General features: G+C 48.1%; 17 protein-coding genes and 1 pseudogene. 6 read left to right on the top strand and 12 right to left on the bottom strand.

Features of this window, described 5'->3' with window-relative positions:
* The 8 genes and pseudogenes from EAO33_RS08400 to EAO33_RS08370 form a co-directional block, all read right to left on the bottom strand.
* Nucleotides 1-186 (bottom strand): annotated as a pseudogene (locus tag EAO33_RS08400) (tetratricopeptide repeat protein); the annotation flags it as partial.
* A gap of 110 nt (nucleotides 187-296) precedes the next feature.
* Nucleotides 297-1412, bottom strand: coding sequence for a tRNA pseudouridine(13) synthase TruD (locus EAO33_RS08395; protein ID WP_120946300.1), 1116 nt, complete (start codon nucleotides 1410-1412; stop codon nucleotides 297-299).
* Between the two features lie 24 nt (nucleotides 1413-1436).
* Nucleotides 1437-1610, bottom strand: a complete 174-nt coding sequence (locus tag EAO33_RS09160; RefSeq protein WP_162982267.1) for a hypothetical protein — start codon at nucleotides 1608-1610, stop codon at nucleotides 1437-1439.
* A gap of 38 nt (nucleotides 1611-1648) precedes the next feature.
* The gene (locus EAO33_RS08390) at nucleotides 1649-2290 is read right to left on the bottom strand and encodes an ABC transporter ATP-binding protein (RefSeq protein ID WP_120946298.1); all 642 of its coding nucleotides are present in this window, start codon (nucleotides 2288-2290) and stop codon (nucleotides 1649-1651) included.
* Entirely contained in the window at nucleotides 2287-2901 is a 615-nt protein-coding gene (locus tag EAO33_RS08385; RefSeq protein ID WP_120946296.1) for an ATP-binding cassette domain-containing protein, read from the bottom strand. The genes EAO33_RS08390 and EAO33_RS08385 overlap by 4 nt, the downstream gene beginning before the upstream one ends.
* Nucleotides 2894-3676: an ABC transporter permease gene (locus EAO33_RS08380; RefSeq protein WP_120946294.1), complete on the bottom strand. Its 783-nt coding sequence runs from the start codon at nucleotides 3674-3676 to the stop codon at nucleotides 2894-2896. Before EAO33_RS08380 ends, EAO33_RS08385 begins: the two co-directional genes overlap by 8 nt.
* Entirely contained in the window at nucleotides 3673-4629 is a 957-nt protein-coding gene (locus EAO33_RS08375; protein WP_120946293.1) for an ABC transporter permease, read from the bottom strand. Before EAO33_RS08375 ends, EAO33_RS08380 begins: the two co-directional genes overlap by 4 nt.
* Nucleotides 4629-6164 (bottom strand): ABC transporter substrate-binding protein, encoded by a 1536-nt coding sequence (locus EAO33_RS08370; protein ID WP_120946292.1) that lies wholly within the window; start codon nucleotides 6162-6164, stop codon nucleotides 4629-4631. The genes EAO33_RS08375 and EAO33_RS08370 overlap by 1 nt, the downstream gene beginning before the upstream one ends.
* 136 nt (nucleotides 6165-6300) lie before the next feature.
* On the opposite strand from EAO33_RS08370, the gene EAO33_RS08365 reads away from it, so the two are divergent.
* The 5 genes from EAO33_RS08365 to EAO33_RS08345 are packed head-to-tail and all read left to right on the top strand — an operon-like array spanning nucleotide 6301 to nucleotide 10040.
* Nucleotides 6301-7320: a branched-chain amino acid aminotransferase gene (locus tag EAO33_RS08365; RefSeq protein WP_120946291.1), complete on the top strand. Its 1020-nt coding sequence runs from the start codon at nucleotides 6301-6303 to the stop codon at nucleotides 7318-7320.
* A gap of 16 nt (nucleotides 7321-7336) precedes the next feature.
* Nucleotides 7337-8371: a PTS sugar transporter subunit IIC gene (locus tag EAO33_RS08360; protein WP_120946290.1), complete on the top strand. Its 1035-nt coding sequence runs from the start codon at nucleotides 7337-7339 to the stop codon at nucleotides 8369-8371.
* Nucleotides 8371-9516, top strand: coding sequence for a glycosyltransferase family 10 domain-containing protein (locus tag EAO33_RS08355; protein ID WP_205589542.1), 1146 nt, complete (start codon nucleotides 8371-8373; stop codon nucleotides 9514-9516). The genes EAO33_RS08360 and EAO33_RS08355 overlap by 1 nt, the downstream gene beginning before the upstream one ends.
* Before the next feature lie 51 nt (nucleotides 9517-9567).
* Nucleotides 9568-9795, top strand: coding sequence for a DUF904 domain-containing protein (locus tag EAO33_RS08350; protein ID WP_120946289.1), 228 nt, complete (start codon nucleotides 9568-9570; stop codon nucleotides 9793-9795).
* A complete protein-coding gene (locus EAO33_RS08345) occupies nucleotides 9792-10040 on the top strand; it encodes a hypothetical protein (protein WP_120946288.1) in 249 nt (82 codons plus the stop codon). Before EAO33_RS08350 ends, EAO33_RS08345 begins: the two co-directional genes overlap by 4 nt.
* On the opposite strand, the gene EAO33_RS08340 is transcribed toward EAO33_RS08345, so the two are convergent.
* Genes EAO33_RS08340 through EAO33_RS08330 form a run of 3 tightly spaced genes read right to left on the bottom strand, consistent with a single transcriptional unit; the run spans nucleotide 10041 to nucleotide 12263 of the window.
* Nucleotides 10041-10553 carry a DUF3972 domain-containing protein gene (locus EAO33_RS08340; protein WP_120946287.1) on the bottom strand — a complete coding sequence of 171 codons (513 nt, stop codon included), beginning with the start codon at nucleotides 10551-10553 and terminating at the stop codon, nucleotides 10041-10043.
* Nucleotide 10554: 1 nt separating this feature from the next.
* Nucleotides 10555-11940, bottom strand: coding sequence for an aminotransferase class V-fold PLP-dependent enzyme (locus tag EAO33_RS08335; RefSeq protein WP_120946286.1), 1386 nt, complete (start codon nucleotides 11938-11940; stop codon nucleotides 10555-10557).
* Nucleotides 11922-12263, bottom strand: coding sequence for a histidine triad nucleotide-binding protein (locus tag EAO33_RS08330; protein WP_120946285.1), 342 nt, complete (start codon nucleotides 12261-12263; stop codon nucleotides 11922-11924). Before EAO33_RS08330 ends, EAO33_RS08335 begins: the two co-directional genes overlap by 19 nt.
* 126 nt (nucleotides 12264-12389) lie before the next feature.
* On the opposite strand from EAO33_RS08330, the gene EAO33_RS08325 reads away from it, so the two are divergent.
* Complete coding sequence (locus tag EAO33_RS08325) at nucleotides 12390-13472, top strand: citrate/2-methylcitrate synthase (RefSeq protein WP_120946284.1); 1083 nt, start codon at nucleotides 12390-12392, stop codon at nucleotides 13470-13472.
* 7 nt (nucleotides 13473-13479) lie between these two features.
* Here EAO33_RS08325 and EAO33_RS08320 read toward each other — a convergent pair whose 3' ends face one another.
* On the bottom strand, nucleotides 13480-14307 hold the full coding sequence (locus EAO33_RS08320) for a nucleoside 5-triphosphatase RdgB (dHAPTP, dITP,XTP-specific) (RefSeq protein WP_120946283.1): 828 nt from the start codon (nucleotides 14305-14307) through the stop codon (nucleotides 13480-13482).
* Nucleotides 14308-14499: the final 192 nt, after the last annotated feature.

Here is a 14499-nt window from a genome sequence, read left to right as displayed (position 1 = left end):
TAGGGCTTTGTTAAAGGTGTTGAGGGTGTCTAAGAGTTGGCTAAACTTAGTGCTTAAATCGCTAACCTCCTCTTGGAGGGCATCACCCCCCCCCCCCCCCATATCTTGGGCTAGGGATAAAAACAAGCGGTGTGTGCGCTTGGTGGCTTTGAGGTGTTGGGAGAGTTGGTTTAATGTGTTTTGCATGCAAGCTCCTTAGATTTGTAAAGTGAGTGGGTATGATAACACAGGTAGACTAACATACCCACTAAAATCTGAAAAGTTGGGGATTTGCGGGCATGGATTTGGATTAGGACTCATGTTAGAAGGGATGAAAGAGATGACTCAGGGGTTTCGAGGTTAAAGAGCTCTTTGCCTGCAAGCTCTTCTAAAAAGATTGTAGCATAAGCCCCTTTGGGCAAGAAAAAACGCAGTTCACCCTGAATTTTTTGGATATTGTAGTGAAAAGTAATATCCGTGGGGAACACTAGGGCATAGCGGCGATCGCCTTGGATGTCAACTAAGCCACTGTAGGGCTCTTCAAAAAAGCCAGCAATATCTTTGGCAAGCAACGCTCTATACCCCGATAATAACCCCGTGGGGGCAAGTCTGTGGGTGTATAAACGCTCCACATCATGCCCTAAATCCTGGTCGTAGTGATAAAAGCACCGCCCAAAGGGATATTGGCATAGCACATCGCCATTTAAGAGTTTGAAATAGTGCTGTTGGGCTTTGAGAATTTGGGATTGTCTTATACTGAGGCATTTAAAATGGCGCACAATCTCTCTAGGACTAAGTACCCGCACAAGGGTATTCAAGCGCATACGCGCGCTCAACCACTGGTTGAACAGGTAACTTTGTTGTTTAGAAAGCAAGACTCGATCGATCCTTTTATTGCCCTGATTCTGTTTGAAATGATCCGCCCAGCTTTCAAAGTGTTGTATCCCAAAGTAATTGGGGAAACCATAAGCCTGTAAAAAAAGCAACACCCCGCTAATCCTTTCAGCGTTGGTTGGATCGAGTTTTGTAAGGCGCACTGAAAAGTGGTTGCCCTTGAGATGCCCTAGGTGCAATTTATGGGGGTGGGCAGTGCTTCTTAGGATTTTGATCCCTTGCTCGGCAAGCATGGGGACATGCCTGTCTAGTTGGGTTTCATAGCTTTTAGGCATGGAAATGTATTGCAACGCCATTGTGTGTTTGTCTTTAAGTCCGGTATAGCCAAAAACAGAAATATTGCAACCTAGCACTTGCGATAGTAGCGTAAGCATCTCCCAAGTGCTCTTGTTTTTCTTGCGCACCTGCACGATGAGATGATCTCCATGCCCATAGAACGCATGCAGGGGCTCTTCTTGCACCGCGAAGTCCCGAGGGCATTTGTGGAAGTGAAACGCGATGGGCGCGTGGCTGCTGGCAAAAAATCTAGGCAAGTTCATGGGGAGAACCACATCTAAAAACTATCACTCGTAATAAAAAGCACCGCTTGATATTTTTAGATATTCTAAAATCAACCCCCCATTTTGTAGGTTGATCAAGCCACTTGAGGGCGGTATTACCCCCCCCCCCCCCCCCAATATCCCCGCTGTGTTGCGCGCATCTAGTGGCTTTGGCTGTTGGCTGAGAGTGTCTTGCATGGGAAACTCCTCAAATTCAATAAGGCTATTGTAACATACTATTCTACTAAACACCCGTTTTCAATAAGCAAATGGCGGGCGAAATATTTTTGGGCGATGGCTTTATCGTGGGTAATAGCAATCATGGTGGTTTGGTGGCGCGCTTGGTAAGCCATCAACACTTCCATAATTTCATATTTGAGTTTCTTGTCCAGCGCGCTGGTGATCTCATCTAAGAGCAGGACTTGGGGGCGCACTAACATCGCGCGCGCGATCCCTAATCTCTGTCTCTCCCCTCCGCTCAACTCCCTAGGGTAGCGTTTTAAGAGCGTGGGGGCGAGTTTGGCTTGGTGCATGATCGCCTCTAAATCCTCTTGGATACCAAAGCGCCTACACACACTCCCCAACAAGTCTTTGACCAATTTAGCCGGGTTGAGTGCGCTGAGTTGATCTTGAAAAACATACTGGATAGTCTTTCTAAACTCTTTTTCTTTGAGAGTTAGAACATTGGTTTGTTTGTATAAAATTTGCCCGCGATGGAAACTCTCTAACCTAGCGATACACTTAGCTAGCGTGCTTTTCCCACTCCCACTAGAACCCATTAAAGCCACACATTGCCCGCTTTCCACGCAAAAACTAATGTCCTTTAAAATGGGGTATTGCCCATAGGATTTTTCTAAATGCGCCACTTCTAAACTCATGAAAAATACCCCATCTTGTCCCCAAAATAAGTCATCTGCCCGCTTTCTAGCACTAACACGGTTTCACATAGGGCGTAAGCCACTTCCTCATCATGGGTGATGACAAGCCTTTGGGTGTCTAGTTGCAAGAGTAAATCGATCACGCTTTTGGTGTTTGCGCTATCTAGGGAGCTGGTTACCTCATCTAAGAGTAAAATCTTGGCTTCTAGGGCTAAATTTAGCGCGATTTGGATTCGACTAGCCATGCCTCTACTGAGTTCATAAGGGTAAAGCCCCCAGACTTTACTAGGGATATGGAGTTGTTCAAAAATGGGGGGGGTTTGGGCTAGTTTGTCTTTTAGCACCATTTTAAAGGTGTCTTGGATACTCAGGTAGGGGAAAAAGCAACTGATACAATCTTGGAAGACATAGCCTGCACGCCCATGGGTGGCAAGTTTGGCGTATCGGGCTTTAAGGTGGTGGGGCAAAATCCCACAGATCGCCTTAGCTAGCGTGCTTTTCCCGCTCCCACTACTCCCCAAGATCGCCAAATGCGCCCCAGTGGTGAAACTCACATCGCGCAAGATTTGCGCTTGGGGGGCGTAAATATCCAAGTGCGCCACTTCAACCATGCTTTTGCACCCTCTGCCCCATTAACATAAGCCCAAAGACTAGCCCAAAGACGGCTAACCCGGGAGTTAGCACCAACCACCATACCCCTGTAAAAATAGCTTGGGAAGCCTCATTGAGCATATTGCCTAAACTGGCTTGCCCCACCATGAGCCCTAAGCCAAAAAAGCTCAACAAGGCTTCCGCGCTGATGGCATGCGCGCAGGTGCTAACAAGGAGCACAAACACGCTACTCTTGGCTACGGGCAAGATTTGGGTAAACATGATCGCAAAACGCCCCGCCCCTAGTGCCCTTTCATTTAGGATAAACTCTTGGGTGCGGATATTGGCAAATTCGTCATGGATCACCTTAGCCACGCTCCCCCAAGAAAACACCGCCAAGAGCAAGCTCAAGCTTAACATGCCAAAGGCGCGCTGGTTGAACGCGCTAAAGAGCAAGATGAGGAGCAAGTTAGGCAAAGATAAAAACCCGTCTAAAAAGCGCAATAATAAAGACTGGATCCACTTGGGCGCGTTCAAAGAGAGGAAGGCAAAACCAAAGGCGATCAACATGGCAAATACCCCGCTTAACAAGCCGATGAAAACAGAGGTTCTGAGCGCAAAGAAGAGTCTAGAGAGTTCATCGCGCCCTAAAAAATCCGTGCCCAGCCAATGCGCGCTAGAGGGGGGGAGTTTGAGCTGGGTTAGATCCACTTGGGTGGGATCAAAGGGGGCTAGATAGGGGAGCAAGATCAGCACAGCCAAAATGCATACCGCGTAAATTGCCGCTGTTTTCATGCTTGCCATCTAGGGTTAAGGAGTTTAGCCATGATCTCCACCAAGAGATTGAACAACACAACGACGATGGTGCTCAGTAAGATGATACTCAAAGCTAGAGGGTAGTCCTTGCTAAGGAGGGCGTTGATCGTGGTGTTGCCTAAGCCCCCTATGGAAAACACGCTTTCTACAATGTAAGTCCCTCCCAAAATCCCAGCCGCATTAGCCCCAAAATAACTAATGATGGGCAAAAGAGAATAGCGCAACACCAATCTTAGCTGGATCACCCTTTCACTCACCCCCCATGAACGATAACTGGTTACAAAGGGTTCTTGCAAACTCTCCAGCAAGACGCTGCGCACCAAGCGGATATAAATGGCTAGATGCGAGAGGGTGAGCACGGCGATGGGCAAGACCATGTGCCATGCTAAATCACCCAAGCTCTCATCCCCCCCCAACTCATAAACCCCCGAACTAGGAAAAATCCCCAAGATTACGCTAAAAAACATGATAAACACCAAGCCCAGCCAAAAATTAGGGATACTGAAAAAAGCCAAACTGCCCAACAACACCACCTTATCCAGCCAAGACTCTTTAAATAACGCGCTCAACACCCCTAACACAAGGGCTAGCACAAAACTCAACACAAAACTGCTCAAACCCAAAATCAAGGTGTAGGGCAGGCGTTCTTGAATGATCTGCGCCACACTCTGCCCGCTTGCAAAGCTGAAACCAAAATCCCCATGCAAGACGCGCCCCAGCCACTCGAAATAGCGCACCAACAAGGGGCGATCTAGACCCAAATTGGCGATCACGCGCGCTTTGATAGCCGGGTTAAGGGCTTGGATACTATCCCCATAAATTCCAGAGATCACATTCCCACTAGAAAAATGCAACACCACAAAGATCACAAAGCTAAAGACGCATAGCAACACTAACGCCCCTAGCACCCTCTTAGCGATAAAAGCAAGCACTAATGCTTACTCCATTCTTGCACGCTGTAGGTAAAGCGCGCCCCATGGTGTCCCAAAATCGTGGACTGGATGCCTGTAATATTGCTGCGGTAGGCTAGGGGGTAGCGCAAATACACCAAAAAAGCAAAGGGAGGATCTTCATGCAAGGCGCGGATGAATTTGGCATACCACCATTTGCGCTGTTCGATCTTATCTGTGGTGCGCGCCTTGAGCAGGGCTTCATCTACCGCCTTGTCGCTGTAGTGGTTGTAATTCCAGCCATTTTCATTGACGCTCGCGTCCATTTTAGTGCTAAAAACGCGGTAAGTTTGTATATCAGGGTCTAGTGGGCTGCCCCACCCGATGATGAAACTATCCACCTTGCTGATCTCAAACGCCCCGTGGTTCTTGGCAATGGCATGGGCTTTGATCCCAACTTTGGCTAATTCGCTTTGCAAAATATTAGCTAAGGTAACGCGCAAGGGATCGCTATTGAAGGCGTAAATGTCAAATTCTAAGGGCTTGCCATTTTTGTAAAACACCCCCCCCTTGAGTTTCCAGCCCGCTTTGCCCAAAATCTCCTTAGCCTTTTGGGGGTTGTAGGGGTAGCTTTTGGCATTCTTGTCATTAGCCCAGCTAGCTTGGATGGGGTTATTGGCTGCAAAACCATAACCATGCAAAATCTTATGGGCGATAAGTTCCCTATTGATGGCGTAGTTGATCGCTTGGCGCACCGCCAAAGACTTTAATAGATCGTTATGGAAATTAAACATCAACGCCCGGTAATCCGCGCTTTTCATGTCCATGATCTTGATATGGGGATCGCGCTCTAAAGCCCTGACCAGATTGGGTTCTACAAGCGCCACATCTAAAGAGCCATTTTTGATCTCATAGGTGCGCACATTGTAATCGGGCACGATTTTTAAAATCACCTTCTTGGCTTTGGGGCTTCCTCTATAAAAATGCTCATTGGCTACAAAACTGATATAACTCCCCTTTTGCCACTTGGCGAATTTAAAAGGTCCTGTGCCAATGGGGTGTTGGTTGTAGGCATCGGTGTTCAAATCCTTGCCCTCTAAGAGGTGCTTGGGTAACACGCCTATGCTTAAAGCGTCCAATAAGGGGGGGAAGGGGGATTTTAGGGTGATCTTGAGTTGGTAGGGACTTAGGACCTCTACGCTCTTGACTTCCTCAAAGCTAGCGCGCGCAGGGGCGTTGAGTTTCTCATTAAGAGCCTGTTCGATAGTGAATTTCACATCTTGCGCGCTGAATTTCTGCCCGTCATGCCAGCTGACATCTTGTCTTAGATTAAAAACCCACACCAAGCCGTCCTTGCTCACTGTCCAGCTTTTGGCTAAATCTGGTTCAATTTTCATGTCCGGAGAAAAGCGTGTCAAACCGCTGAAGACAAAGTCTAACGCGCTGTCATGATCCTCATCAAACAGCGGGTTGATGCGCGCGGTTTCATTTTCAATGCCAACCACAATCGTATCTTTGGGCGTGGCAGCAAACATTTGTGCCACCAAGAGAGTGGCTAAGAAAAGCGTTTTAATCATGCATCCCCTTTGCGTATAATCTAAGTGAAAAACCGCACTATTATAGTATTATTGACTTTAACGCTGTGTTAACGCGGTTTGGGCGGAACACTCTTTGCATACTCTATATATTCTATTACACCAAAAGGAGTTTTTTATGTCTAATTTAGACTGGGCTAATTTAGCCTTTGAATATGTCAGGACCGATTTTCGTTTCATCGCCCACTATAAGAATGGCGCATGGAGTGTGGGCAATTTAGTAGAAAATAACCAATTAGTCTTGCATGAAGCCTCTCCAGCCCTACACTACGGGCAACAATGTTTTGAGGGGCTAAAAGCCTACCGCTGTAAAGACGGCTCGATCAATCTATTCCGCCCTGAAGAGAACGCCAAACGGCTACAACAATCCTGCCAACGCCTTCTGATGCCCCCCGTGCCTGTGGATTTGTTCGTGCAAGCTTGCACCCAAGTGGTGAGGGCTAATGAAAAATGGCTAGCCCCCCATGGCTTTGGGGCGACCTTATATGTGCGTCCCCTAGTGTTGGGCGTGGGCGCGGGCTTGGGCTTGCAACCGGCTAAGGAATACCTCTTTGTAGTGTTTTGCGCGCCTGTGGGACCTTATTTCCATGGTGGCATGCGCCCGGCTAATTTTGTGGTTTCTGCCTTTGATCGCGCCGCACCCAATGGCACAGGGGCGGCTAAAGTGGGAGGCAATTACGCAGGTAGCTTGCTTCCGGCTAAACTGGCTAAAGAACAGGGCTTTAGCGATTGTGTTTATTTAGACCCAGCCACCCACACCAAGATCGAAGAAGTGGGCGCGGCAAATTTCTTTGCTATTTCTAAAAAGAGTGGGGCTTTTGTTACCCCAGCTTCCCCCTCTATTCTGCCTAGTATCACGCGTATGTCCTTAGTGCACCTAGCCAAAGAATATCTAGGTTTAGAAGTGCTAGAGGGAGATGTGTTCATCGATTCTTTAGAAGATTACAGCGAGGCGGGGGTGTGTGGCACCGCTGCGGTGATTGTGCCCGTGGGGGGAATTTTTTATAAAGACAAACTGCATGTCTTTTATAGCCAAGAGAAAGCCGGGCCCACCACCCAGAAACTCTATGATATGCTGGTGGGCATGCAATTTGGAGATGTGGACGCGCCTAAAGGTTGGGTGCTGAAAGTCTCTTAACTTCAAGGGAGATTTGGTGAAGGATTTTTTACTCAAGCTCTTATACGGGATGGCTTTAGCCGTGGTGATCGCCCTAGCGCCCAACGCGATCCTAGGGGGGCTACTCAAGCCCTATAACCACATCCACGCCATTGCGCTATTTTTAGACGCGCTTGTGATCTTGCAGGCTTTAGTTTCGCTGATTACAGGCGTGCTTGTGGGGCTTGCCTTCAACTTTAACCCTATGAAATCCAGTATTATTGGCGTGGCGACTTTCATCGCCTCTGGGGTAGTCAAACACGGCGCGCATGGTTTAGCCTTAGTGGGGATTGGGGATTTACTCAATGTGCTTCTCATTGCCGCGCTAGCGGTTTTGTTAACCCAATGGCTGGGCGATAGGTTTGGATCACTCACCATCATTTTGCAGCCCATTGTGGTTTCTGCGCTCTGTGGTTCTTTGGGTTTACTCATCTTGCCCTACACCACCAGCGTAACTTTGAACATCGGGCAGGGGATTGTGTATTTCACCCAGCTACACCCCTTGCCCATGAGTGTGCTCATCTCGATCTCCTATGCGATCATCATCATCTCGCCTATCTCCACGGTGGCGGTGAGTTTGATCATCGGCTTGACCGGTCTAGCTTCAGGGGCAGCCAATTTAGGCGTAACCTCCACCACCGCCGTGCTCATCATAGGCTCTTTGCTGGCTAAAAACAAAATGGGCGTGAATGTGGCACTCCTGCTAGGGGGCATGAAAATGATGATCCCCAATCTCTTCAAAGCCCCGATCATGTATGCCTGCATTCTCTCCAATGGAGTGGTGGGAGGCTTGATCGCCTACTTTTTCCATGTTACAGGGGATGCCAAGAGCGCGGGTTTTGGTATTGTGGGATTCATCGGTCCTATTAAAGCCTATGAAGAAGCCCTATTGCACCATTTAGATCAACCCTTTGTGCGCGTGCTAGTGGCTTACGCGCTCTTGCCCTTTTTGGGCGCGCTGATCTTGCATTTCTTGTGTTGCAAACTCTTTAAGGGGTATAACCACCAAATCTACGCCTTTCAGGCTAGTTGATGTTTGCGCCCCTGCTAGAGGCTTATATCGCCTCCATGCATTTACCCCCATGCGCGCACAAACCCCCTCTAGTGGTGGGGTTTTCTATCTGTCCGGAGTTTCGAGCGCATGGCTTTGAGTTCATCCTCTCCTCTGCTTATGAGCTAAGTTACCACAATTCCCCCTTTGAGCCCTGCGATCTAGCTTTTGGCGCGTCTTTTAGGCTGGAGGGTTACCACAAGAAAATCCTAGATTTTTCCCAAAAGCGCGTGGGCTATACGGGCGAAAATGAGCGAATCAACTTTGACATTTACGACTTTGGCATGGGCTTTGATCACCTGCACTTCCATGAACGCTATTTGCGCGTGCCTTTATACTACCTGCACTTATTCAAACTCTACAATGTAATTAGCGCGTATCAAGACTCCCCCTTTGGGCTGGCTAGTCCAACTCCTGCCCCCTCCTTTGGGCTAGATTACCCGCATTTGGACTTGTGCGCTAGGCAGGAGTGCGATTTTAACGCGCGCGCTTTTGCAAGCTTTGTGGCTTCTAACTCTAATGCGCCTGTGCGCAACCATTTTTACCAAGAATTGAGTGCTTATGCCCCTGTGGCTGGAGGGGGCAAGGTGTTTAACACCACCGGAGAACCCGTAGCCAATAAATGGGATTTTCTGAGCCGTTACAAATTCAATTTGTGCTTTGAAAACACAAAGGGCTTGGGTTACACCACAGAAAAGATTATAGATGCCTACTTTGCCCACACCATCCCCATTTATTGGGGCAACCCAGAGGTGGCTAAGGATTTCAACCCTAAAAGCTTTGTCAATGCCCACGACTTTAAGGACTTTAAAGAAACCCTAGACTTTGTGCGCTACCTAGACACCCACTCCAACGCCTATTTAGACATGCTCTATGCCCATCCGCTCAATAACTATGAGGATCAACCCAGCTTTTACAACCAGTTGAGCTTTTCTAAGATTTTAGCTTTTTTGCAAAACGCGATCGCCTGCCAAGAGATTTACCATGAACATTGCTTTGCGCGTGTGGCGCACACTTCTATTAGCCGCGCGTTTAAAAGCCGTTTGCATGCCCTAAAAGCCTATGGACTAAAAGGTTTCACCCACTATGATACCAGCGGACTTAAACACCCCCACACTCCGCATTAAAGCGCAGTTTTTGCTATAATACGCCCTTATTAGCTTGCATAAAGGAATCCAATGGGGCAGGACATTTTAGATCAAATCCATGAGAAACTCGATGATCTCTTGGTGAAATTAGCCCTCCTAGAAGAAGAGGTCAAGGATCTACAGCTCAAAAACGCCGCTTTAAACACCCAGCATGACGAAAAAGATCGCCAAATCAACGCCCTATATGAAGAGATCGCCAACAAGGATAAGCGTCTTGTAGAACTGTATGACAAGATTGTCAAAGTGTTTGAAACATGAACGATGCACCCCCCTTCCAAACCATTGAAGTGAGCATTGGAGGAAGGCGCTACAAGATCACCTTAGACTCTAGCTTTAGCCCGGAAACCGCTAGTGAGCTCAAAGAGACTTTTCATCTCAAGGAGATCGCCCCCATGGACCTTTTCAAAGCCTATTTAACCAAGGTGCGCGACATCTCCAAGCTCAACGCCCAGCTAAACAGACTCAACTCCCAACTCGAACAGCTCTTAGATAAAATCCCCTAACTACTTGACATTCCCCATATCCGTAACCTTACCCCACATCAAGCGGTATTTGCGTTTCATAAATTCGATCTCTTCGCGCAATTTGGTGAGCTCATCTTGCAGCACTTCAATGGTGCGCTTGTCCTCTTCATAGACCTCTTGCATGTCAATCACCGCGTCTTTCAAAAAGCCATTTTCATTTTTGTAGGCGTAAATCGCCTCATCTTTAGCCCCAATCACCTTGTCATGCAAACTCAAAATCGTGTTGATGGTTTTTTCCACAAAGACGGGATCGAGCGCGCTACTCCCCATGTTCTCCAGCAAGGCCGGGTAGCCCGCTTTCACGACATCTTTACCCACCACCCGTTTAGCCAGCACCTGCGTGGCACTGTGTAAATCCACCCAAATACGCTCTTCATCGTGTTTGCTTAGAATACTCTTATCCGCAATGAGGGCTAGAACTCTCTCTTTGGGCAATTTAGACACCTCTAAAAACTCTTCTAACGCTATCCAAGTGGCTTCCTGTTCGTCCATCTCAACCTCCACGCAATGTTTGGATCGCCTTGCTGATCGCATCGGCTAGAAAATCTACATCCTCTAAGGTGTGGCTGTAGTGCAAACTCACGCGCACCCACCCGGGTTTAAGCCCTTTTTCTTGCAAGGTGCAAAAGCTACTATCTTCCATGTCGAGCAAATCATGCCCATAAGGACCCGCGCAAGAACACCCCGCCCTAGTTTCAACGCCAAATCGGTGGCTTAAAAATTGCGCCAAAGTGTAACAAGACACCCCGCTGGCATTAAAAGCCACATTGCCTAAACGGGGCGCATGGGGGTTACCATAGATCTGCACGGCTGGGATTTTAGACAAGGCGTGCATGAAAACCTTAGAGAGCATACTCTCGCGCCGCCTGATCGTCCCCGTGCCGATTTCATCGCGCAATTGTAGAGCCAAAGCCGCCCTGAAGAGTTGCACTAAACCATAAGTGCCCACTTCCTCGCGCACATCTGGGCTTTCTACATACTCTTGCGTGCTACGACTCACATACTTCACCACCCCTCCCCCGCTAAAACTAGGGGGTAAACTGCTATCAATGAGCTGTTTTTTTAAACCCAAAATCCCACACGCCCCCACCCCCCCTAAGAGCTTGTGGGCTGAGAGAAAGAGCGCGTCAAACTCCGCTAACTCCAAATTGTCATGCGGACCAAAGGCAGCCGCATCAAAAGCCAAGCGCGCCTTGTAACGCGCACAGAGTTTAGCGATCTCTTTGTAGGGCACAATCATTCCGGTTACATTAGAAGCCACGCCTATAGAAACCAAGGGGGGGGAACTAGAGGTTTTTTGGGCTTCTTGCAAGGCTTGCTGCAAATTCTCCAAAGAGAATAGCCCCTGAGAATCTAATTCCAAGCGCACCACCTCACACAAGCCCTCCCGCCAAGAAATTTCATTAGAATGGTGTTCATAGGGACCGATGATGACTTTAGGTAAGGCGATGTTTTCTAATTTCCCAATAGTTTGGCGACTCTTGGGGGGGATGTAAATGCCTAAAATCTCCTGGAAGCGTTTGATAGCATGGCTAGCCCCAAAGCTAGCGCTCAAAATGACAAAATCCTCCCCCAAGCGCAGGCTTTTTTTAATGCGCGCCTTGCTCTCCAAATACACCTGTTGCATGAGCGCGGCGTGTTTGGAAAACTCTGAATGCGCGTTGGCATAGTAGGGCAGGAGTTTCAGCACGCGCTTTTCAACCAAGGCACTAGCCAACCCAGAAGCCGTCCAATCGAAGTAACGCACCCCCTTTTTTAAGATGAGACTCTCACGCACGCATGCAAGCTGTTCGCGTTTGGAATGCGCCTTGAGTAAGGGCGCAAACATCTGGGCTAAAAAGCGTTGCGTGTCCTTAGCATTTAGTGGAGTTTGGACCATGTAAGTTTAGCCCCCCCCAAAATGTGGAAATGCAAATGGGGCACTTCTTGCCCTCCATCGCTCCCAACATTGGTGATGAGGCGATAGCCCTTTTCTTGAATGCCCAACACTTGGACGACCTCCAACACAAACGCGCTCATGTTAGCCATGAGCTCTGGGGTGATGGCGTTGAAGTCCTTCACACCCACCTTGGGGATCACTAGCACATGCACGGGAGCCTTAGGGTTGATGTCCTCAAAGGCTAGAAAATCTTGATTCTCTAACACCTTCTTGCAAGGCAACTCCCCCGCGACAATTTTTTCAAATACATTTTTTTCTTTCACGCGCCCTCTTTGTAGAAATTTCGGGTATTATAGCTGAATTTAGCCACAACGAGTCCAACTCCCTCTTGTCTAAATCTTAATAGACTTTCTTTGCTATAATCTGGCATTTAAACTAAGGAGTAAACCATGGAAGGATTAGCAGGTGTGGTGGCTGGCTCTTCAGCCATTTGTAACACGCATGAGGGTTTGTGCTACCGAGGCTACCCCATTGAAGAGCTAGCGCACAAAGCGGAGTTTGAGGAAGTGGCTTATTTGTTACTCAAGGGGGATTTGCCCACCAAGCGCGCGCTTGTAGAGTTCAAACAAGCCTTACAAGAATACAGGGAGCTCCCCTGTGTTGTCAAACAGGTCTTAGAAGCTCTGCCCATTAGCACCCACCCTATGGAGGTGCTCAAAGCGGGCATAGTCGCGCTTGGTTGTGTGCAACCAGAACAAACTGATTTCTCTAACCAATACCCATGCGCCCTGCAAATCCTAGGCGCGCTCCCTGCTATACTCCTTTACTGGCATCATTACCACAAACACGGCAAGCGGGTTTGTTTGTCTTCTGACTTGGGCATGGCGCATTACATCTTAGAGCACCTACGCGCCCAAAAACCCCTAGAATCTGAGATCAAGGCGATGGATTCGATGTTAACCTTGTATGCCGAACACGAGTTTAACGCCTCCACTTACGCCAACCGCATCACCGCCAGCACTCTCTCTGATCTGCACTCTTGCGTGGTTACGGGTATTGGCACTCTCAAGGGGCGTTTACATGGGGGGGCTAATGAATTGGCGATCGCTTTCATCTTGCGTTTTAATAGCGTGCAAGAAGCCTTGCAAGAGGTGGATAGATTGTTTGCCTGCAAGCAAAAGATCATGGGTTTTGGGCATCGCATTTACAAGCATGCCGATCCTAGAAGCGCGGTAGGCTTTGAGCTAGCCCAACAACTCAAACACTTAGGCGATCCCAAACTCTTTGACATCGCTTTAGCTATCCGCGATCATGTCAAGCAAGAAAAGGGCTTGCCGGATAATATTGACTTTTTTGGAGGGCTAGTTTACCACTATTTGCGCCTAGAGAGACTCTACTACACCCCCTTTTTCGTGTTCTCTAGGGCGGTGGGCTGGATGGCGCATGCGTTCGAACAACGCGCCCACAACCGCATCATCCGCCCCACCTCCACCTACACAGGCGCGCCCAAACGCCCCTTTGTGCGCGTTTAATCCCCCTTCACTCTCTCAAAAACCCAAACCCCCGCACTTTGGGGGCGATCTCTAAAGCAAGAATCTCTAAACTCTCTTGCAACGCGCTATAAAGCTCTTTGTAATATATGTCTGTGGCTTTGCTTGGGGGGTTGAGTTTGCCTTGAGCATTGCGCCCAGCAAAAAATTCTTTAATGTCATAAAAACTTGCATTAGGGTTAGAGCCCTCTTTAGAGTGGTAATAGGCATAGAGCTTTTTGCCCGCTTCTAGCACGCTTAAGGCTAGGGGGCTAAAGGTAGGCAAGATGGGCGGGGGGTCTTTAATGAGCTTATCCTTAGCAAGGGCTACGCTTTTGCCGGTTAAAAACTCTAGCAAAGTGTGGTGCGTGTAGCGCGCTTTAGGGTGGACTTCACCCTCTTTAAAGGGGATAAAGTGGTTATGCCCCAGCGTGCAAGAAATGCGGTTTTGGGAGTGAAACAACATAAAGACCAAACAATCGCCTAGAAAGTTGCTATCGTTTTGCCACGAGTCATCATAGGGTTCATAAAATTGATCGCGATCGTTGATCCATGTGGGTTTAATGCAATGTTGCACGGCAAAATACACGCTTAGGGCGTGTAGGTTAGTGGCATTAATGTAAAGGGGGCGGGTGTGTTCTGTGATTGTATTGAGCAGGGCAACTAGGTTTGTATTTTGAAAGTCGCCTCGCCCTTGTTTGATAGCCGCCCAACCTTCTTTAACTTTAAAACCTGCTATCCACTCATTAATACTTGCTATCCCCTCTAGGGCTCTAAACTCTTTGACCCCCAAGAAGTTAGCCTTAGAGTCGTAGATGTCTAAAATAATGGGTTGCATTTAAGTTCTTTAAAGGGAGATTGCGGAATAATAGCACTAGTGTCAGGGCGGGAAACCTGCCCTGGTGATCTAATTAAGCGCTCCTACAAACCCATAAAATCATACTAAATCCTATAAAACCCTATAAACTTAAAAAAATTATAGAGAATAGGCAGTTGATTTCTGTTGTATTCCTGTTTCAACCATACTGGT

Source organism: Helicobacter labacensis (assembly GCF_003660285.1).
Taxonomy (GTDB): domain Bacteria; phylum Campylobacterota; class Campylobacteria; order Campylobacterales; family Helicobacteraceae; genus Helicobacter; species Helicobacter labacensis.
Note: the sequence above shows the minus strand (reverse complement) of the source record. Positions and strands in the feature narration are given on the sequence as shown.